Annotated in this window: 23 protein-coding genes and 2 pseudogenes; 10 read left to right on the top strand and 15 right to left on the bottom strand. The window is 71.4% G+C overall.

Annotated elements, in window-relative coordinates; all coding sequences use genetic code 11:
• Nucleotides 1-406 precede the first annotated feature (406 nt).
• Both HF519_RS10755 and HF519_RS10760 read right to left on the bottom strand, forming a co-directional pair.
• Nucleotides 407-694, bottom strand: coding sequence for an SHOCT domain-containing protein (locus HF519_RS10755; RefSeq protein WP_169412709.1), 288 nt, complete (start codon nucleotides 692-694; stop codon nucleotides 407-409).
• Between the two features lie 40 nt (nucleotides 695-734).
• Nucleotides 735-1,193 (bottom strand): DUF6325 family protein, encoded by a 459-nt coding sequence (locus HF519_RS10760; RefSeq protein WP_246243093.1) that lies wholly within the window; start codon nucleotides 1,191-1,193, stop codon nucleotides 735-737.
• A gap of 111 nt (nucleotides 1,194-1,304) precedes the next feature.
• Here HF519_RS10760 and HF519_RS30410 point away from each other — a divergent pair, with 111 nt between their 5' ends.
• Nucleotides 1,305-1,526, top strand: coding sequence for an alpha/beta fold hydrolase (locus HF519_RS30410; protein WP_211169849.1), 222 nt, complete (start codon nucleotides 1,305-1,307; stop codon nucleotides 1,524-1,526).
• Between the two features lies 1 nt (nucleotide 1,527).
• Here HF519_RS30410 and HF519_RS31220 read toward each other — a convergent pair.
• Nucleotides 1,528-1,650 (bottom strand): annotated as a pseudogene (locus tag HF519_RS31220) (IS5/IS1182 family transposase); the annotation flags it as partial.
• A gap of 35 nt (nucleotides 1,651-1,685) precedes the next feature.
• Between HF519_RS31220 and HF519_RS10770 the strand changes: the two are divergent.
• From HF519_RS10770 to HF519_RS10780, 3 genes and pseudogenes are all read left to right on the top strand, one after another.
• Nucleotides 1,686-1,787, top strand: a pseudogene (locus HF519_RS10770) (IS5/IS1182 family transposase); the annotation flags it as partial.
• Between the two features lie 478 nt (nucleotides 1,788-2,265).
• Nucleotides 2,266-3,339 (top strand): LLM class flavin-dependent oxidoreductase, encoded by a 1,074-nt coding sequence (locus HF519_RS10775; protein ID WP_169412711.1) that lies wholly within the window; start codon nucleotides 2,266-2,268, stop codon nucleotides 3,337-3,339.
• Between the two features lie 207 nt (nucleotides 3,340-3,546).
• Entirely contained in the window at nucleotides 3,547-4,776 is a 1,230-nt protein-coding gene (locus HF519_RS10780; RefSeq protein ID WP_169412713.1) for a saccharopine dehydrogenase family protein, read from the top strand.
• 540 nt (nucleotides 4,777-5,316) lie between these two features.
• Here HF519_RS10780 and HF519_RS10785 read toward each other — a convergent pair.
• The 4 genes from HF519_RS10785 to HF519_RS10800 form a co-directional block, all read right to left on the bottom strand.
• Nucleotides 5,317-6,141, bottom strand: coding sequence for a hypothetical protein (locus HF519_RS10785; RefSeq protein ID WP_169412715.1), 825 nt, complete (start codon nucleotides 6,139-6,141; stop codon nucleotides 5,317-5,319).
• Between the two features lie 800 nt (nucleotides 6,142-6,941).
• The gene (locus HF519_RS32810) at nucleotides 6,942-7,901 is read right to left on the bottom strand and encodes a universal stress protein (RefSeq protein ID WP_169412717.1); all 960 of its coding nucleotides are present in this window, start codon (nucleotides 7,899-7,901) and stop codon (nucleotides 6,942-6,944) included.
• Between the two features lie 279 nt (nucleotides 7,902-8,180).
• A complete protein-coding gene (locus HF519_RS10795) occupies nucleotides 8,181-8,447 on the bottom strand; it encodes a hypothetical protein (RefSeq protein ID WP_211169851.1) in 267 nt (88 codons plus the stop codon).
• Nucleotides 8,448-8,573: 126 nt separating this feature from the next.
• Nucleotides 8,574-8,849, bottom strand: a complete 276-nt coding sequence (locus tag HF519_RS10800; protein ID WP_169412721.1) for a DUF3040 domain-containing protein — start codon at nucleotides 8,847-8,849, stop codon at nucleotides 8,574-8,576.
• 899 nt (nucleotides 8,850-9,748) lie between these two features.
• Here HF519_RS10800 and HF519_RS10805 point away from each other — a divergent pair.
• Nucleotides 9,749-10,168, top strand: coding sequence for a hypothetical protein (locus HF519_RS10805; protein ID WP_312860036.1), 420 nt, complete (start codon nucleotides 9,749-9,751; stop codon nucleotides 10,166-10,168).
• Between the two features lie 73 nt (nucleotides 10,169-10,241).
• Here HF519_RS10805 and HF519_RS10810 read toward each other — a convergent pair whose 3' ends face one another.
• Complete coding sequence (locus HF519_RS10810) at nucleotides 10,242-10,484, bottom strand: adenine nucleotide alpha hydrolase family protein (RefSeq protein ID WP_169412723.1); 243 nt, start codon at nucleotides 10,482-10,484, stop codon at nucleotides 10,242-10,244.
• Between the two features lie 193 nt (nucleotides 10,485-10,677).
• Here HF519_RS10810 and HF519_RS10815 point away from each other — a divergent pair, with 193 nt between their 5' ends.
• Nucleotides 10,678-10,830 (top strand): hypothetical protein, encoded by a 153-nt coding sequence (locus HF519_RS10815; protein WP_211169852.1) that lies wholly within the window; start codon nucleotides 10,678-10,680, stop codon nucleotides 10,828-10,830.
• A gap of 259 nt (nucleotides 10,831-11,089) precedes the next feature.
• Here HF519_RS10815 and HF519_RS10820 read toward each other — a convergent pair whose 3' ends face one another.
• Nucleotides 11,090-11,371, bottom strand: a complete 282-nt coding sequence (locus tag HF519_RS10820) for a hypothetical protein (protein ID WP_169412725.1) — start codon at nucleotides 11,369-11,371, stop codon at nucleotides 11,090-11,092.
• Between the two features lie 335 nt (nucleotides 11,372-11,706).
• On the opposite strand from HF519_RS10820, the gene HF519_RS10825 reads away from it, so the two are divergent.
• From HF519_RS10825 to gvpJ, 3 genes are all read left to right on the top strand, one after another.
• Nucleotides 11,707-12,054 (top strand): carboxymuconolactone decarboxylase family protein, encoded by a 348-nt coding sequence (locus HF519_RS10825; RefSeq protein WP_169412727.1) that lies wholly within the window; start codon nucleotides 11,707-11,709, stop codon nucleotides 12,052-12,054.
• 85 nt (nucleotides 12,055-12,139) lie between these two features.
• Complete coding sequence (locus tag HF519_RS31225) at nucleotides 12,140-12,415, top strand: SulP family inorganic anion transporter (protein ID WP_312860041.1); 276 nt, start codon at nucleotides 12,140-12,142, stop codon at nucleotides 12,413-12,415.
• A gap of 112 nt (nucleotides 12,416-12,527) precedes the next feature.
• Nucleotides 12,528-12,989 (top strand): gas vesicle protein GvpJ, encoded by a 462-nt coding sequence (gene gvpJ / locus HF519_RS10835; protein ID WP_169412729.1) that lies wholly within the window; start codon nucleotides 12,528-12,530, stop codon nucleotides 12,987-12,989.
• Between the two features lie 96 nt (nucleotides 12,990-13,085).
• Here gvpJ and HF519_RS10840 read toward each other — a convergent pair whose 3' ends face one another.
• The 3 genes from HF519_RS10840 to HF519_RS10850 form a co-directional block, all read right to left on the bottom strand.
• Complete coding sequence (locus HF519_RS10840) at nucleotides 13,086-13,535, bottom strand: hypothetical protein (RefSeq protein WP_169412731.1); 450 nt, start codon at nucleotides 13,533-13,535, stop codon at nucleotides 13,086-13,088.
• 109 nt (nucleotides 13,536-13,644) lie between these two features.
• Nucleotides 13,645-14,010, bottom strand: a complete 366-nt coding sequence (locus HF519_RS10845; RefSeq protein WP_169412733.1) for a hypothetical protein — start codon at nucleotides 14,008-14,010, stop codon at nucleotides 13,645-13,647.
• Between the two features lie 168 nt (nucleotides 14,011-14,178).
• Entirely contained in the window at nucleotides 14,179-14,523 is a 345-nt protein-coding gene (locus HF519_RS10850; RefSeq protein WP_312860037.1) for a carboxypeptidase-like regulatory domain-containing protein, read from the bottom strand.
• Nucleotide 14,524: 1 nt separating this feature from the next.
• Here HF519_RS10850 and HF519_RS10855 point away from each other — a divergent pair, with 1 nt between their 5' ends.
• Entirely contained in the window at nucleotides 14,525-15,079 is a 555-nt protein-coding gene (locus HF519_RS10855) for a phospholipase effector Tle1 domain-containing protein (RefSeq protein ID WP_169412686.1), read from the top strand.
• 449 nt (nucleotides 15,080-15,528) lie between these two features.
• Here the strand turns inward: HF519_RS10855 and HF519_RS10860 are convergent, their stop codons facing one another.
• From HF519_RS10860 to HF519_RS10870, 3 genes are all read right to left on the bottom strand, one after another.
• The gene (locus tag HF519_RS10860) at nucleotides 15,529-16,755 is read right to left on the bottom strand and encodes an RNA polymerase sigma factor (RefSeq protein ID WP_169412774.1); all 1,227 of its coding nucleotides are present in this window, start codon (nucleotides 16,753-16,755) and stop codon (nucleotides 15,529-15,531) included.
• 24 nt (nucleotides 16,756-16,779) lie between these two features.
• A complete protein-coding gene (locus tag HF519_RS10865) occupies nucleotides 16,780-17,199 on the bottom strand; it encodes a YciI family protein (RefSeq protein ID WP_169412735.1) in 420 nt (139 codons plus the stop codon).
• A gap of 447 nt (nucleotides 17,200-17,646) precedes the next feature.
• Nucleotides 17,647-18,543 carry an alpha/beta hydrolase gene (locus HF519_RS10870; RefSeq protein WP_312860038.1) on the bottom strand — a complete coding sequence of 299 codons (897 nt, stop codon included), beginning with the start codon at nucleotides 18,541-18,543 and terminating at the stop codon, nucleotides 17,647-17,649.
• Nucleotides 18,544-18,687: the final 144 nt, after the last annotated feature.

Here is an 18,687-nt window from a genome sequence, read left to right on the forward strand (position 1 = left end):
CGACCGCCTCGAACGACAGCTCGATCGTGCCGGCGTCAGGATCGATCGCGAGAAGCCGCAGCCCGAGCGTCTGCGCGGCCCGTGGCATCGGCGCCGGCCCTCGACGCCGTCCCCGAACGGTCCGGTCCGCCCGCTCATCCCGCTGCTCCGTCCGGTGCCGTCCGCCGACAGCACCGACGCCACCGACGCCGGCCGCCATCCCGATGACGTTGCTCGTCAAGGTGCTGCTCGTCGACACCGATCCACGGCCGGGCCGGGTCACGGCGCTGATCCGGTCGCCGGACCGGCCGGGCCGGGCGGAGCAGAAGACGGCGAAGGCGCAGGCGTCCGGCCCGGCGGACGGCGCCGGGCCTGACGGGCTCAGGCTCGATGTCAGCGGCGGTCGAGGGCAGGCCGGGTCAGCAGGTCAACTCCCGAGGATGTGGGCCTTCTGGGCTTCGAACTCTTCCTCGGTCAGGATGCCCTGCTGCTTCAGCTCGCCCAGCTGCTTGAGCTGGGCCAGGGTGTCGGCCATGCCTCCGCCGCCGTCGCCACTTCCCTGATCGGGAACCTGCTGCGGCGGTGGCGACTCGGCGACTGCCTGCTCCTGCCGGGCCCACCGGCCCGCCTGTCGGCGGGACACCCGGTTGGACACGGCGGTGGCCGTCCCGGCGACGACGGCGGTACGGGCGATTCCGCGCAGCAGACCCGGCATGATGTTCCCCTCCTCTGATCGGTGATCGACCGACAGGCGGTCAGACTTGGGCCTCGACCGTGTCCAGCGATGCGAGCAGCGCCTGCACCGGGATCCGGCCGCCGGCGACCAGTTGCGCCCCCGTGCGGCGCAGCGCCCGGGCGAGCGGCGCGGCCCAGCGGTTCTCGTAGACGATGATCCCCGCCGCGCTGCCCGGTTCCAGCACATCGGCCGCCTCGGTGATGTCGTCGGCGTCGAGCAGACCGGACCGGGCGCCCTCGAAGATCGAGAGGTCCAGATCGGCGAGAGCGTCGGCGTCGTCGATCTCCAGCGCGGCCACCGTGCCGTCGGCGTCCTTGGCCAGGAACACCAGGTCCAGGATGCGGATGATGTCGCGCTCCACGAGGTCGACGAGCAGTGGCAACCCCTCGCCGGTCATTCGGCCCCCCGGGAACTCGACGACCAGGTAGTCGATCGGGCCCATCTCGTCGAGGACGTCGGGCGCGTCGGGAACAATCATCTGGCCCACCCCTGTCGGCTCTCACGCCATCTCTGGCCGCGCCATCTCTGGTGGCGACGGCACCTGCCGATCCTGGGCGCGTGGCGCCGTCGCCGTCGTCACCCGAGCGGGATGAGCCGCGACCGCCTCCGCTGCAGGCCCGACGGCGACCTTCTCGGCGAGGCGAGCGCCGGCAGGCCCCGGGTGGCGAAGGCGACGGCGTACGACCTGCCGAACTCGCCGGCCGCATTCCCCAACGCAAGCTTTCAGCCCACCCCCGACGCCGGGCACCTCGTGCAGGAAGACAACCCCGCCGAGCTCACCGCAGCCGTTCTGGCCTTCCTGCAACGTTGAACGAGAGGGCGACACGATCGTCGACGGGCTTGCGCCCCGGAAACCGGCGACAGCGCGGTGGACGAGCAGGCAGCAGCGGCGCCACCCGCTGCCACCGTGAGTCCGGAACGAGCTCCGCAATCACCCACAGGCAGGGTCCTCGAATGCGGCTTGGTGTAGCTGCACGCCGTCAAGCGGTTATGCACCCGCTACGAGCGCCCCGCCGACATCCACCTGGGCCGGCTTCAACTCGCCTGCGCCCTGATCCGCCGTCGGCAACTGGCACTGCACCGTCGATCACGCACACCTCGTCAGGAAGCGCGGCGGAGTCCGGAGGGCCGACGCGAGCACGGTTGGGACGAGAGTTCTTGCCAGTGGCGTGGATCACCCCTACGATTCATTGGAACGCTAGGATGCTAGCTATTGGGGGAGTGAACATGCTGCTGGCGTTCATGTGCGCTCTCGCGCACTCTGCTGATGGGCGGCGGTTGCCGCCGAGCGGTGCGTCAGAACTGCTCGGCCGTCGAGCTGGGCGAGATATGTAGTCCGTCATCCTCCGTCGACGGCACCCACCACGCCAGTTCGACGTTTCATGAAGCAATCCCGAACGTCTTGCGAAGTGACCCGGAGGGGATCTCCGGGTTCGCCGTTACTGCCGCCCGCGGCTGATCCAGTGCAGTCGCGCACAACTGATGCAGCGCCATCCGGGTGGGGACCGACTCTCCTCCGGCTGGACCTCCCGTCCGCAGAAGGAGGCCCCGTGGAATTTGTCGTCTGCTCCCTTGCCAAGATCGATGAAGTAGATACCGTCCGTCATGCTGAGGATGTGGGTGTCACCCACTTCGGAGCGGGGGAAGGGCCGCTGCTGTTCAGTGATCCGTACCAGTACCTCGCGTTGGCGGCGCAGCAGACGTCGTCGATCAAGCTGGGTCCGTACGTCACCAATCCGCTCACTCGGATTCCGGCCGTGACGGCCAACTCGATGGCGACGCTCAACGCGCTCGCCCCGGGCCGGACCTTTCTGGGTCTGGGCGCGGCCAATAATGCCCTGAGGTCTATGGGTAATCGCGTGGCTCGGATGTCCGAGCTCGGCGATGCGGTTCGGATCAGCAAGGGTCTGCTCAACGGCGAGCGGCTGACCCAGACCTGGCTCGGCCAGGAGCGTGAGATCATGTTCCTGGATCCGGACAGTGGCTGGTACAACATCAAGGACGAGGTGCCGATGTGGGTCTCGACCGGCGGCCCGAAGGGCCTGAAGATCGCCGCTGAACAAGCCGACGCGGTCGCATTCTGCCTCGGGCCGGACCCGGAGATGATCAAGCTTGTTCGGTCCGAGCTGGACAGGGCCGTCGCCGAAGCGGGACGGGCCCCCGGCTCGGTCAAGCTCATCGGGGTCTCGTGGTTCTACCTGCTCCGCAACGGCGAGACCTGGGTGGACGCCATCACCAAGGGTTTCGGTTCTGGCCCGATCAGCTCCTGTCTGACCAATCTCCCGATGATGAAGGCGCACGAGGACAAGCTCGATCCGGTCATCGTCGAGGCCTCGCGCAAGGCGGCCATGGCCTACCTCGGTGACCCCAACGACCCGAACCCGCCACACTACCTCGACGTGTGGCGCAGTTACATGCGCGGTTTCCATGCCGATCATCTTCCGCTCATCACCAAGGAACTCGTCGACTACTGGTGCCTCTACGGGTCGCCGGACGACCTGCAGGAGAAGGTCCAGCTGATGCAGGAATGCGGTGTCGATATGGTCAGTGCGGTCCTGTCCAATCCGGCAACGGTAAAGCGGGACATCACCGATATCGGTACCAGCATCATCTCGCGTTCCTGAGCTGAACAGAACGGAGCCCGTCGGCCCCAGTGGCCTCGGAATTTATGCGCCCAATAGACAGGCCATGGACGATGGATTGAGCAGCCGACCCGGCGGGGCGCGAGGTGTGCCGGGTGGTGGTGTGCCGGAGTGCGGGCTACGCCACGGGCGAGTGTCAGGGTTGCCCTGGCCCACCATCGCCACTCACGGGCACGCGATGATCGCACCATGTCGGACGCACCGCGCGAGCATGATCTCGTCGTCTACGGCGCCACCGGGTTCGTCGGCGCCCTGCTCGCCGCCTACCTCGCAGAGCACGCGCCGCCGCAGGTGCGGATCGCCCTCGCCGGCCGGTCGCGGGCCAAGCTGGAGAGGGTGCGGGACGGGCTGCCGCCCGCCGGGCGGGCGTGGCCGCTGGTCACGGCCGACTCGACCGACGCCGGCTCGCTCGCCGCGCTGGCCGCCTCGACGCGCGTGCTCGCCACGACGGTCGGCCCGTACGCGCGGTACGGGCTGCCGGTGGTCGAGGCCTGCGCTCGCGCCGGCACGCACTACGCCGACCTCACCGGTGAGGTGCTGTTCGTCCGCGAGGCCATCGACCGGTTCGACGCGATGGCGCGCGAGACCGGCGCGCGGATCGTGCACTCGTGCGGCTACGACTCCATCCCGTCCGACCTCGCGGCGCTGCTGCTCCACGAGCGCGCCATGGCCGACGGCGCGGGCGGGCTGCGCGACGTGCGGCTCGTCGCCACCGCCCGCGGGGGGTTCAGCGGCGGCACGATCGACTCGCTGCGCGGCCAGATCGAGCAGGTCCAGCGGAACCCGGCGCTGCGCCGGACCGCCGCCGACCCGTACGCGCTCAGCCCGGACCGCGCCGCCGAGCCGTCGACGCCGCAGCCGCCGGACGCCGGGCCGCCGGCGCGCACCGCGGATGGCACGTGGACCGGCCCCTTCGTCATGGCGCCGTACAACACCCGGATCGTACGGCGCAGCAACGCGCTGCAGGACTGGTCGTACGGCCGGTCGCTGCGGTACGGCGAGGCGATGGGCTGCGGCCGGGGCCCGGTGGGGGCCGTCGCAGCGGCCGGGCTCACCGCCGGGCTGGTCGGCTTCCTTGCCGCGATGAGCGTCCCCCCGGCCCGCGCGCTGCTCGACCGGGTGCTGCCCGCGCCCGGTACCGGACCGAGCGCGCAGTCCCGGGCGAAGGGCTGGTTCCACATGGCCGTCGACGCCACGACAGGCGACGGGCGGCGCTACCGTGCGACCGTGGCCGGCACGGGCGACCCGGGGTACGCCGCGACCGCCGTCATGCTCGGGGAGAGCGCGCTCGCCCTGGCCCTCGACGGTGATCGGCTGCCCGTGCGCGCCGGCTCGTTGACCCCGGCGACGGCCCTGGGTGGCGTGCTGGTCGAGCGGCTCCGGGCGGCCGGGCACATCTACGAGGTCGCGCCGGCCTGACCGCGCAGGACGGGCACAGGACCTCAGGGAGGCCAGCGGATCGTGTGTCCCGACAGCTCGGCATCGAGCACGACGATTCCGTTCGGCAGAACCCCATCCGGCGGCGTGGCAGATCACGAGCCAGGCGCAGGTCTACGTGCTCCCACACGGCGACCAGTCGTGTCGCGTACAACGCCGACGGTAGTACCCCCAGTGCCGCCACCGCGTCACCGGCGTCCGCTCTGCGGCAGAACCCGGCCGCGTAGCAACGCTGCGCAGGTACGGCGCACCGCCCAGGCCGTCCTGCATACCTGCAGTGGGCGCCCGACCACCGACGATCCAGAGCCAGCAGGGCGAAAGACCCCAGGGGCTCCACCCTCAAACTCCCGTCCCTTCCTCCGGCGGGGCCACGACACCACGACCTGCTGGGTTCGGGAGACCGGGGCAGAACCGGTGTCGGCTCCGGCGACTTGCGCAGCAGACGATCCGGGTAGGTGGAGCCCCGGCCGGCGGCGGAACCCGCATGAGTGGGCGTCGAGGCATGGTCTCCGCCGGGACCGCTCAGGTGCCGGGTGCGGGCAGCCAGTCGGCGGCCACGGGGAACAGGTAGCGGTCGGCGACGAGGGTGAGCATCCGTCGCGCCGAGCGCGGTGCCTCGGCGACGGTCCGCGGCATGCCTGCGCCGACCCTTTCGTAGGCGGCGGCGGCCAGCTCCTCGAGGAGGTCGCAGACGTCGCCCTCGGCCGTGGCGAGCCGCAGGCCGGTGGCTCGTTGCAGCCGGGCGACCTCGACCAGGCCGAGGGAGCGCCGCGCGTACTCGGGAAAGACCCCGGCCAGGAAGAGAGCGCCGTCGCCGATGCGCCGCCAGATGCCCGGCTGTTCCCGGGTCGGCACGGCCCCGAGCAGAGCGGCCAGGCGGGGCAGGTCCAGCTCGTCCCAGCGTTGCCGTCGCCAGCCGTGCTCGTCGCGCCGCCAGACGACGCCGGAGGCGATCCGTGCGTAGGACGCGAGGAGCTCGGCGAGGAACAGGCGATGCGCCGGCTGGGTGGCGAAGGCCGCCAGGACCGGTCCATCGAAGACCGGCACCCGGAAGCGCGGACCCGCGCGGTCGGTGACGTAGGAGCTGCCGACCAGCGCGTTGCTCACCCGGTGCACGGCCGCGGCGAACACCAGGAACGGCGACAGGTAGCTGAAGCGCCCCGCCTCCGCGCACCGCGCCGCCATGACGGCGTCGGCGACGCCGGGCCGGTCGAGCAGGTCCAGGACCAGCGTGGGCTCCCGACGCAGAACTGCCACCTGGTCGGCGCGACCCCCGGCGAGAGTGAGCAGGTCGTGGTCGGTCAGGTGTTCGCTGTACCGCCGGCCGACCGTCTCGCGTTCGTCCACGGCCACCATCTTGCGCCCGTCACCGGCCCGGGGGGAACGTGTCCGACTCCGGAACGGCAGGCCCGGATCACCTCGGACCCGTGTTCGAGGTGGCCACCTCCCGTCAGCAACGCGCGACGATGGCGCCGTTCTTGCGCCCATGGCTGGGAGGGCCGTCAGACCTCCCGAAAGCCGGCCCGCGGATGATCCTGATGAGGCTGTTCGATCTCGACGGCAGACGCCACTCATGACGTCATTGATGCGTTGACGCTTCTTATCGTCAACCGTAGGTTGACAATAAGACCCGGCGACGTCGAGGCCGCAGGCGTGCAACCGGAGAGAAAGCCCCGCGCGCGGACCGAGGGTCGGTCGCGAACGACGGATGCTCGACGAGGTCGATGAGCGGGGGCCACCCGCGGCCGCCCGCACCAGCTCGATGAGCTGCTCGACCGCCACCTCGAGTGTTCGTCGTCCGGAGGTGGGGCTACGTGGTCTCGGATTTCTCTGCGGAGGTCGACCACCCTCGGCGGTGATGCGGGGGTGCGTCGGCGCTCGCGTGGAAGCCGGCGGTCAACCGGGCCACGTAGCGCAGCGAGCCGTCGCAAGGGGCGGAGACGTCGCTGATCCCGAGGCGGACGTCGGGGGAGAGCCGGCGGTTGAGCGTGAGTTGCGACGGCAGGCGACGAGCCGCCGGCCGGGTGTGCTGAAGTCCAGGAACCCCGTGCGCTCCGGTTCCTTCAACTTGTAGCCGCGGTCGCCGAGCAGCACCACGCCGACGTGAGACCCACGGACTGCCGCGCACCCGGCGGTGGGCAGAACCGTCACCACAGTTCGCCACGGTCGTGCGGGTGGTTCGTCCAGGCGGGTGTGCTCGGTGTGGTCACCGCCGACGGGGCTGGAGCTGCGGTAGCCGGCGTGGTGCCGCTTACCGCATGCCAGGCGCTGGGGCGTACCACCTCGACGGGGCATGAACAGGCGCGGAGTACCTCGCGGCTGGTGGATCCGAACACCGCGCGCGCCGCGGCCCCGCGCCCGTGCGTGCCGAGCACGACCAACCGCGCGTGTACGGCCTCGCGCAGCAGGAGGTCCACCGGGTTGCCGAGCAGCAGGCGCAGGCCGGCCTGGACGTCGGGGTAGCGGGTGCGCCACGGTGACAGCGCATCGGTGAGGTGCCCGAATGCCTCGGCCTGTGTGTCGCGTTCGTGGAGGTGCCCGCGCCACGGGCCGGCGCCGTGCCGGGCGTGCAGCACGGTCAGCGGGGTGCGGTGGCGGCGGGCGTCGTCGAAGGCCGTGCGCAGCGCGGCTGAATCGGTGGCCGGGTCGTCGACGCCGACCACCACCGGGCGGCCCGGGGACATCGGGACCCGCCTGCCGCGCACCACGACCACCGGGCATCCGGCGCGGCTGCTGACCGGCAGCGCCGTGGACGGGATGAGTGCGTCGGTGAGCCGCTGCCCGCCCGCCATGCCGAGGACGAGGAGCTGGGCGCGGTCGGCCGCCTCGAGCAGGGCCTGCTCCGGTTCGTGGTCGGATCGTTGGGTGTGGACGTCGACGGCGTGTCCTTGGCGGCGCGCGAGGGTGTAGGCGCGGGCCAGGATCGCGTCGGCGCGGCGCCGGCCGGGCCCGGTCGGCTCGGTGGCGTAGGGCGCCGCGTGCACGATCCGTAGTGGTGCGCGGCGCAGCCGGGCCTCGTGCGCTGCCCAGAGGACCGCCCGCAACGCGGTCTGGGTTCCGTTCACGCCGACGACCACGGGCGGTTCATGGGGGGTCTGCTCGGTCACGAGATCTCCTCTGTCCGCAGCTCGTCGGCCCGGTCAGGGTGCGCTCGACCCGATACCGGCCAGCAGGGCCGGCAGGCCTGATCGTGCGGGTCCTCCTGCCCGCACGATCAGGCCTGCGGGTGGTCGGAGCATCTTGCCCTCATCGGTGACGGCCGATGAGAGGGCGGACAGGCATCGGGCGGCCTCCGCCCGGCTCACCGGTTCCCTGTAGGCGACTTCGACGTCTGACATCGCGGCCGATGGAAGGAGCGTCCTGCCGCGGCCGGGCATCGGCGCCGGTCAGCGGGAGGTGAGGGCCTGGTCGACGACCAGGTTCAGCCGGGCGAGCAGCTGCTGCGACTCCGCCGTGCTGATGACACCTGCGCGAGCAGCGGCGTCGATCTCCGAGCGGAGCAACGTCATCAGCTCGTCGGCCCAGGCGCCGACCGTCGAGAGGGGTGGGGCGAGGTCGACGCGGCGGTCGGGAACCGCGTCCGGCGGCCCTGCGGGGACAGCCCGCAGCCGCCGGGGGTGCACGGGCCGGTCGGCCCGGGGGTCCATCATCATCACTCCTCCCGCAGCACCCGCGCCGGGGCCACGGCCGTCGTCGCAGCGGTGGCGCGGAGCAGTGTCCGGCCGCGTCCGGCGGTGCACCTCATCGGTTCGGGGTGGCGTTGGCGAGTGGGCGTGTGTTCACGATCCGCGGGCACGGTTTCGGCGGGGGCCGCCGACCATCCAGAACGCGAGCCCGAGGAGCGCCACGCCGCCGAGCAGGACGATGCCCTCCGCGACCACGAGTCCGAGCAGGATCCAGAGGACGGACAGAACGGCCAGCAGGGGACCGGCTCGGCGCCTCCAGCGCGTGGGCGTCCGTGGCCCCCACGCGAGCCGATCGGCCAGGTCCGGGTCGTCGTCGCGGAGCCGCCGCTCGATAGCGGCCAGCAGGCGCTGCTCATCACGGCTCAGCACGTTCCGAGCCTTCCTCGTCAGACGGGGTGGCATCCTCGCGGCGCTCCCGGAGGGCCAGCCGTCGCACCGACACGGGTCGCAGACCCATCCCTCTGCACCGTTCGAGGAGCTCGTGCAGGCTCGATTGGTCATCGAGCTCAGACAGCCATCGAGCTCCGCACAGAGGGAGGTCTGTGGCCGAACGGCCGCCACCCGCATGCTCGGGAAGGCTCCGCGCGCGGTCGGACAGCCATCCCGCGACCCGCACCGCGTACCGCGCGCCCGCCATCGAGACCTCCACTCCACGTACTCGCCCCCAGCTCGCCCACGATGGACCGGGCGCCCGGCGGACGCCTCGCCCCCCGCGGGTGAGGACGGCCGATCCGCACCGGGGAACGTTGAACCCGCTGGTGCATCCGTGACGTTTCGCCCTCGATTCGGCAGTCGCTCGGAGTCACCCTGCCGGGTCGGGCGCGACAAGGGTGGCGGAGGGGGACGCAGTCCAACCTCGAATCGGCAGTGGATCGCGAGGTGGGTCCCGGCCGGATCGGGCCGGTCGACGTGAGGGCCGGCGGCGAGCCGAGCGTGCGCACGGCGCGGCCGGTGCTGGTCCTGCTCGGGGTGCTCATGGTGCTCTACTCGCCGGCCGAGCTGTCCGGCGTGCGATGCCGTCACCCCTTCCGGGTGAGGTGCGGAGAACCCGCGGCCGGGACAGTGGGTGCTTGCCACCGGACCTCGCGCGGCGATCGTGCTCCGTCCCAGGGACCTGAAGCACCATGAGCGAGCCCCGCCACGAGGCTGCGGCGACCACGTCGCAGCCGTTCCGACCCGGACCGGTACGCCGGCTGCTCGGGGCGGCCCGCCTTCACCGGGACCGGTGGTCCGACGAGCGGGAACTCGCTCACGCGATCCTCGGGACCGTGGTCGGCGCTGCGGCGATGGCCGTCGCGAGCCTGCACGGGTCGCTGGGCGAGGTGGTCGTGGGCGTGCTCGTCACCGTCGCGGTCTACTGGGCGGCCGAGCGCTACGCCGCGGTGCTGGCGGCGGCGGTCCGTGGGCCTGGCCGGTGGAGCCGATCGGTTGCGGTGCTACGCCGGGGATGGCCCATGATCGAGGCGGCGTACACGCCGCTCGTTGTGCTCATGGCAGCCGTGCTCGTGACCGGTCGCCTGCAGACTGGTGTTCTGGTGGCGCTCGTCGTGGCAACCCTGATGCTCGGCGGGTTCGGTCATGCTGCTGCGCGGCGAGCCGGAACGAGCCGCGCCGCGGCGATCGCATGGGGCGCGGGCAGTGCGATGCTCGGCGTTGTGGTGATGCTGCTGAAGATGTTGCTGCATTGATCGACCCAATGACTGCACCGGGGTGACGCCCTGCCGACGGGGCAGGGAGATCTCGGGCTCCGAGGCGGGAGTGTCACCGGAGCCCGCCGCGCTCGTGTCGATGGGTCCGGTCGCGCCACGGTGCCATCGCTTCGGTGAGCTGAGGCAGCGTCTCGGCCTGAGCCTCGGCGTCTCGACCGATGACGTGTTCGCTGAACGGACCGACGCCGTGCCGGGCATGGATCACGACCAGCGGCGTGCGGTGACGCCGGGCGTCGGTGAAGGCCACGTCGAGAGCAGCCGCGTCGGAGTGCGGGTGTTCGACGCCGACCACCACGGGTCGGTCTCCGGCGAGGGGCCCGCTCCCGCGCACGACGACCAGCGGGCAGCCGGCGTGGCCGCTGACTCGCAGCGCGGTGGAGCGGCATAGGGCGCTGCGTGCAGGAGGTGACCCGTGACGAAGAAGTCTGACAGCGCGGCCTCGCGACGTCGGTTCCCATCGGCCTCGGCAGATCCTCGCTCTGGTCGTGATGGCGGTGGTCGTGCTGTTCATCGTGCAGAACCGCGACACGGTGCGGATCGAGCTGTTCGCGCTGTCCCTGACCGCTCCGCTCTGGTTCCTGCTCGTCGTCATGGTCGCGTTGGATGCTCTCGTCGGCTTCCTGCCGGCCCGGCGGCGGTAGCCGCACACTCATTGGCGGATGTACCAGCTACCGACTGCGCACCGTTGCGCCCAGGGCCCCGTCAGGAGAACCGCCGGTCGGTGCGGGCCGGCCTTCTGGCGGATCCGCGCGCTCGTCGGTGTCACCGGTCGTTCACCGCTCGCCGGATTGCAGGAGCACTGATTGCCGGCGCGGGGTCGGCGTCGGCGCGCGGCCAGCCCTTGGGAGCACGGTCCACCACCGAGGGATCGGCCGCCGAGTCGGACTGGTACAGCGCTCCTCACGGGGCCGTGACGCCGCGGCGACGGCCGTAGACGCCGCCACCGGCGTAGCTCGAGAGGTCGACCAGGACGGCGAGCGCCAGCCATAGGGTGTCGAACCCGCCGATGCCGCCGGGCGCAACGAGCACGTATATCAGCGTCGTCCATGGCAGGAAGATCAGACCCAGGAGCGGTACCAGGACCGTGTCGAACGTCGTGTCCCACCGCAGCGGGTCGAACAGCCACCACAGGATGCCGACCAGGCGCGGCCCGAACAACAGTAGGAGGAAGAGCAGGCACATCGGGGCTGCCTCCCGTCAGTTGATCCCGTGATCGGCGATCGCAGCCTCGGTCATGGCTGCTTCCTCCGCGCCGCCACAGGGCCGGCGCCCGGTACGTCGTCAGACACCACCGTTGCCGCCGGCCGCGGACTGTGCATCACCCGCGGCGAACGAGCGGGATCACCCCCATGGGAGCCATGCGCATCCCGTGGAAGAGAGAACGGTCAGGCGCTCCTGCGACTCCGGTCCTGCAGCCGTGTCGCTCACCCGGATCGGATGAGGTCGAGCCGGTCGCGCAGTGCCACCGTGTTCGCGTCCGCCGACTCGAAGGCAGAGCAGAACTTCAAGGAGGAGCCATGACCACTGAAGCCACTCCTCAGGAGACGTTGAGCAGGGTCGCCCAGGGTGACGCGCCCGTGCTGGAGCGCCTCGTCATGATGAATCTCGACTCGCTGCAGGCCTCGGGGCTCGACGCGACGTCCTACTTCCTCGTCCGGCTCGCTGCGCTCGTCGCGATAGACGCCGCACCGGTGTCGTACCTGATCAACCTCGGGCTGGCCGCCGATGCAGGCGTGACGCTGGAGCAGGCGCAGGGAGCGCTCATTGCCATCGCGCCGGTCGTCGGCAGCGCGAAGGTGGCGTCGGCCGCCGGCAACATCCTGCGAGCGTTCGACGCAGCGATGGCAGTCGAAGAAGGGGTCTGAGCTGGTCCGGGACGTCGGTGATCGCTGAGGTGACCGGCTTCGCCGGCTTGCCAGGAGCCAGCAGCTCGGTCCCGCCGATTCGTCGATCAGCGTCGGGGCAGGCCTCCCGCGCACTGTCCTCTACGCGGAGCCCGGCCGACTCGGCTTCGTCGCAGACCTGGTCTCGAAGCCCACCATGATCGGCTACATGAACGGCCTGGCCCTGACGATCCTGGTCGGCCAGCTCCCCAAGCTCTTCGGCTTCTCGGCGGAGGGGGAGGGTTGCTCATCGGGGAAGTGCCCCAGGCGCCGGCGGAACGCCTCCTGCAGTGACCGGACGCTGACCATCGCGATACAGCTGCCGTCGAGGAATCGCACCTGACCCAGGAGCGGGCGCCCAGGTTAGGGGACCTTGCAAACCGGGGACACGCAACGCAGAGGGCGAGCGGTGTAGGCGGCCCCGGTGCCGGGGCGCCGGACGGAGGCGATGACCGGTGACTGTGGGGGCTCAGCACGGTGGCGGGGGCGTTGTCCAGCGGTCCTCGGGCGGCGGCCCGAGTGGACTCGCGGATGTCGTCGAGCTCATCCTGGACAAGGGCTTGGTCATCGACGTGTTCGTGCGTGTCGCCTTGGTCGGCATCGAGATCCTGACCATCGACGCGCGGATCGTGGTCGCCAGCGTGGACACCTACCTGCGGTTCGCTGAAGCGACGAACCGGCTGGACCTACAGGCGGGCGGCCCGGTGGGCCTGCCGGATCTCGTCGAGAAGGTCACCGAGGGTGGGATGCGCAAGAAGGGCGCCGCTGAAGTCGAGAGCTGGAAGGTCCCCGAGATGCTGGAGGCCGCCGCCGGCAAGGTCGGGGAGTTCTTCGACCGCCGTGCCCGGGGCGACGATGAGGAGTACGAGGAGGCACCGCGGCGCCGACCGCAACGGCGGCCCAGGGACCGGGAATGATGACCGCCCCCACCGACGTCCACGGTCTCCTGCGCCCTGACGCCGTCGAGGCGGGGCACCTGAGCCGGGGATCTGCGCCGGTCCGGGTTCCCAGATCTAGGCGCGACCGGCGCCCCTGTCCTCAGCGTCGGCATCGGGGTCGGCCAGGCCGGCGGGCCGGTCGGACGAGTCTTTGCGCTCGACGTCTTCGCGGTCGGGCGCGAGATCCTCGGCGCGCTTCCCGGTGCTCTCACCGACGCCGAACCTGGGCTCCGGTTCGGTCTCTGTCGCCGACATCCCGGTCCGTTCTTCTTCCGAGACCGGCGGCGGGGGCCCGGGAGATCCCGCGTTGTCGGCGTCGAACGCCTTGGTGCCGCCTTCCGCCGCGGCGCCGGGGCGGGGTCCGTTCCCGCCGGTGCGCCCTTCGTAGGGCGGGACGGGTCCTCGAGGTCGGGGCTCGCCGCCGGGATCGACGGCCGGTCCGCGGCTGGACCGCCCGCCGGGCTGTTGCCCCCGGGTCTGCTGGCGCTCGTGCTCGTCGAGCGTGCGGTGGTCCTCGTCGCCCATGGCGTCACCCTCCTCGCGTGAGCCTTACCGATGCATGACGGCGGAGAAAATCGCCGGCTGTTCCGCTGATGTGTCGCACATGGCCCCGCCCCGTGAAATTGACGGCGGATCAACCTCGAGCGCGGGGGCCACCCGAGATGCGCTGGATCCGCCGGAGGATTTCGTTGCTGGGGAAGCCTTCCTGGCCGGCCTTCTCCATCAGCACCTGCGCGTAGTCGGAGAACATGTCGGGCGGGAGCGACTCCTCGATGAGGTCAAGTTGCTCTCTGCTGGGGAAGGGGTCCCCGCGGACCTTGTCCAGAAGGAACTGAACGAACTGGGTTCGGAGCTCGTCGGAGGCCTGTGCCTCGCGGACCTTGTCCACGAGCAGCTGAACGAACTGGGCCCTGGCCTCGTCAGAGATCTGTTCCGGGCCATTGGCACGCCCCGTGGAAACGCTCTGACCAGGACTTTGACCCGTTGCGTCTGAGGCCACCGTGGTGCTCCTCTTCTCGTGGTCGCTTCACCGGAACGTGTGATGGGCGTACCCGACGCCACCACAACCTACGCATGCCGAAGCCATGCAGGTGGTGTCCGCCTCTCCGCCTCCCATGTGGTGGCTTGGGTCGGCACAGGGCGTCGACCTTCGACCGGTGTCCCGAGCTCAGCCGAGGTCTGGGCCGTCGGCGGTCGTGGCGAAAGACGCGTACGCCCTTGCCGGGAGTCCGTCCGCCGCGCCGAGCACCACCGTCACCATCGCCGAAGTACCCGCCATGACCTGCACGAGTTGCCCCACCGGCGGGTACCCGCTCGCGGTGAGGGTGTAGGTGCCCTCGGCGAGATCCTCGAACACGAACGCCCCGTCCGGCCCCGTCACCGTGGAACCGACGACCGTGCCGTGCTCGTCCACGAGCGTGGCGGTGGCCTCCGCGACCGCATGCCCACTGGTCGCCGACGTGACGGTGCCGGTGAGCAGCGAACGCCGCGGCAGGTCGAGGTCGCGGTGCACGGTGGCGCCGGCCTCCAGGTGGACGCGCGCCGCGACCGGCTGGTGGCCGCGTCCCGAGTTCGAGCCGACGCTGTGGACCGCCGTCCCGATCCCGATCCCGGGCCACCAGACCTCGATCGAGCAGCGTTGGTTCGTCGGCGCGCACTCCGACGGCGGCGGCGGCGAGCGGTCGCGCAGGCGCGCCCCGCTCTCGGTGCTCGCCCGCGAGTGGATCGCCGACGAGGCCCGCGCGGCCGGGCTGGACGTCGAGGAAGCGCAGAGGCCGTTCACCGATGACGAGTGGAAGTCTCCGTACGGGGACTCTTTCGCGACGTGGCTCCGCCGGATCGCCTGGCTCGTGCCCGGTCGCGAGCCCTACCTGCGTCCGGTGAACACGACGGAGTGCGAGACGCTCGACCCGTCGGCGCTACAGCGCTGGCAGGGCGATCCCGAACACCACGGTGAGCACGGTGGCGGCCGCCGTCGAGCCTGCCGTGTGACCGGCCGGGACTCGGAGTGCGCGGGCGTCGCAGCAACGGCTTCCACGCCGGGTCGAGGTGTCGCTGGATGTAGATGACGGGGCGCAGGACGGTGTACTGCGCCTGATCGGCGGCGATCGTCATCCATCGCAGGGCCCCAGTGCGGCTCGACCGGTGCGGTCCCTGGCGGGGTGATCTCCCACGGCCCGGGGCCGGTACGCAGCTCGAACGGGGCGTCGCGCGCCGAGAAGCCGTCGCGCTCGGCCCAGCCGAGAACAGCGGCGGCGATCCGCTGTCCGCGTGCCGCAGAGCCCTGACGTCGTCGGACGATCCGGCCGCCGCCTGTTGCCCGCGCAGGTCGGCGTAGAGGGTGTCGCGCTCGGCGGTGCCGGCGCATCGTTTCTGACGTGGGTGGGTGCGAGGGAGGTGCTCGCGTGGCCTGGAGACCTGTTCACCGTCCGGGACGAGAGCGCTCGTCGGTAGCGCCGCAGGTCGCACGAGGTTCCATGATCTGCTCGCTCAGCTCGTGTGCCCGCTACGGCGGGAATCAGAGTGCGGCGGCCTTGGCGAGCAGCACCTCGCGTTGGCGCCGGTTCGCGGCGAGACCGGCGGCGGTGGTGAGCTCGGACCGGGCCTCGTCGGTGCGCCCCAGGCGCGCGAGCAGCTCGCCACGCACGCTCGGGAGCAGGTGTGAGCCGCGGAGTGCGCCCGCCTCGGCGAGCCGGTCGACGATGGGCAGGGCCGACGCGGGACCGGTGGCCATCGACACCGCGACCGCGCGGTTGAGCTCGACGACCGGGCTCGGCGCGATGCGGCCGAGCGCCTCGTAGAGCAGGACGATGCGCTCCCAGTCGGTGTCGTCGATGCTCGGCGCGATCGCGTGGCACTGGGCGATCGCCGCCTGCAGGGCGTAGTTTCCGCGGCCGCGGCCGAGCGTGTCCGCCCGGGCGAGCGCCGCCTTCCCGCGGCCGATCTGGGCGCGGTCCCAGCGCCGCCGGTCCTGGTCGGCGAGCAGGATCGGGCTGCCGTCGGTGGCCACCCGCGCGGCGAAGCGCGAGGCCTGGAACTCCATGAGCGCGACGAGGCCGTGCACCTCCGGCTCGCGGGGCACCAGGCCGGCGAGGACCCGCCCGATCCGCAGCGCCTCGTCGGCCAGCTCGGTCCGGATCCATCGTTCGCCCGAGGTGGCGGCGTAGCCCTCGGTGAAGATCAGGTAGACGACGCCGAGCACGCCGCCCAGCCGCGCCGCCCACTCGTCGGGCTCCGGTACCTCGAACGGCACCCGCGCCGCCGACAGCGTCTTCTTGGCTCGCACGATGCGCTGCTGCATCGTCGCGAGCGGCACGAGGAACATCCGGGCGATCTCCTCGCTGGTCAGCCCGCCCACGACGCGCAGCGTCATCGCGACCTGGGCCTCGCGCCCGAGGACGGGATGGCAGGCCGCGAACACCAGGCGCAGGAGGTCGTCGTCGATCGGCTGCCAGTCCTCGACGATCTGTTCGTCGAGTTCGTGGGCGATGGCGTGGTAGCGCTCGTCGAGCCGCTCGCGGCGGCGCCAGCCGTCGATCGCCTTGCGCTTCGCGACGGCGGTGAGCCAGGCGCCCGCGTTGCGCGGAACGCCTGACTCCGGCCACTGCACGAGCGCGTCGGCGACGGCCTCCTGCGCAAGGTCCTCGGCGAGGCCGACGTCGAGGACCATCTTGGCCAGCGTCGCGACGATGCGTCCGCCTTCGATCCGCCAGACGGCGTCGACCGTGCGCCGGATGTCGGACATCATCGGGCCCTCAGCTCGCCCGTCTCACTCGGTGCCGAGCTCCTTGCGCCACCCGGCCTCCTTCTGGATGTACTCGTTGTCGGCGAACTCCGCGAAGTCGCTCGCCTCGGTCACGCGCCGCACCTCCAGCTTGGAACCGGGGCCGAGCGGGCAACGGGTCGCCCATTCGAGGGCCTCCTCCTTCGAGGAGGTCTGAATGATCCAGAAGCCGTTGAACAGCTCGTGGGTCTCCCCGTACGGGCCGTCGCTGACGATCGGCGTCTCGGCGTCGAAGTCGACCACGAAACCCGCCTCGTCGGCGAGACCCTCCCCGGCGAGGAGCACCCCCGCCTTCATCAGTGCCTCGTTGTACTCGCCCATCGCGGTGATGATCTTCTCGAAGTCCATGGTCTTCGACGCCTCGACGGCCTCGGCGGTGGCACGCATGATCAGCATGTACTTCACGGGGTTTCTCCCTCGGGTCCGGGGCGCGGCTCGCGCCCTCCTGCTCCCTCGTCGAACGGGAGCCGCCAGGATCGACACGGACGAGCAAGTTTTTCCGACCGTATCGTCGCCGGCGCGCACGCCGATGGTGGAGCGCACCGAGTCGCTACCCGGATCCGGGGGCTCACCGGCGGGTCACGGTGACCGGCGGCACCGACGAGGCCGATCTGCACGCCCGGGCACGGTCCGTCCGAAGGAGACCGACGAGGTGACGCGCCGGCCGGCCGGCCAGGTCGGCAAGCGGCGTGACCCGCGCACGAACGCGCCGTCGGACCGCTGTCGATCGAGGAGCTGATCCACGAACGGCTGCAGGCCGGTCGTTCACGGCGGACAAGCGGGAAGCGGTCGACACCCGAGATGGCAGGTGACCGCTCCCGGTCGTCGAGCGGCTCGGAAATGCTCACCGGGTCACGGCAGCAGGTCGTCGAGTGCGTCGAGCACGTCTCGGCTGCGCCTGTCCGCCCGGTCCACCACGCCGAGGAACGCGAAATAGCCGTGGATGAGTCCCGGGCCGGGCAGGTGCCGTACCGGGACACCGGCCGATCGCAGCCGGTCGGCGTAGGCGTCACCCTCGTCGCGCAGCGGGTCGAACTCGGCCGTGGCGACGACGGCGGGGGGCAGGCCCGCCAGGTCGGGGGCGTGCAGCAGGTCGACGGTGGGTTCCTCTCTCCGGCTCCGCGCCGGGACGTACTGGTCGTAGAACCAGGTCATGTCGGCATGGGTGAGGAAGTAGCCCTCGCCGTTCTCCCGGATCGAGGGCATGCTCATGCCCGGATCGGTGCAGGGGTAGACCAGCAGCTGGGCGGCGAGCGGCGGCCCACCCTCGTCGCGCGCCCGCAGGGCTGCCCCGGCGGCGAGGGCGGCACCGGCGCTGTCCCCGGCGACCACGTGCGGCCTGCCGGGGAAGGTGTCCGCCGTCCAGGCCAGCGCGGCCATCGCATCGTCGAGTGCTGCTGGATGCGGGTGCTCGGGTGCCAGCCGGTAGTCGACGGCGACAACGGTGGCGCCGACCGAGTTCGCCACCCGCCGGCACACCGGGTCGTGGGTGTCGAGGTCGCCGACCACCCAACCGCCGCCGTGGAGGTAGGTGATGACCCGTCCGCGGTCCTCGAGCGGTGTGTACAGCCGGACCGGGACGGGTCCCGCCGGGCTGTCGACCTTGCGGTCCTTGACGTCCCCCACCGGCTCCGGGCTGTAGCCGCCGCCGCGCCGGGCCATCGCGAGCGATCGGTAGTGGCTTCTGGTCGCCTGAGCGGTCTCACGGATCAGGGGGAGGGCCCCCGCTGTCGTGAGCTGATCGATCACGGCGCGGAACTGTGGGTCGAGCGGCACTTGGTTCCTCCACGGGGGACGGTCGGCATCTGAAACGGCGGACCCCCTCGCGCGCTCGTGGCCCGCAGGCCGATTCGAGAGTTCGCGGGGGAGGTGCTCACCGTGACGATCACTTAG

It is taken from the genome of Pseudonocardia bannensis, from assembly GCF_012911875.1.
Classification (GTDB): domain Bacteria; phylum Actinomycetota; class Actinomycetes; order Mycobacteriales; family Pseudonocardiaceae; genus Pseudonocardia; species Pseudonocardia bannensis.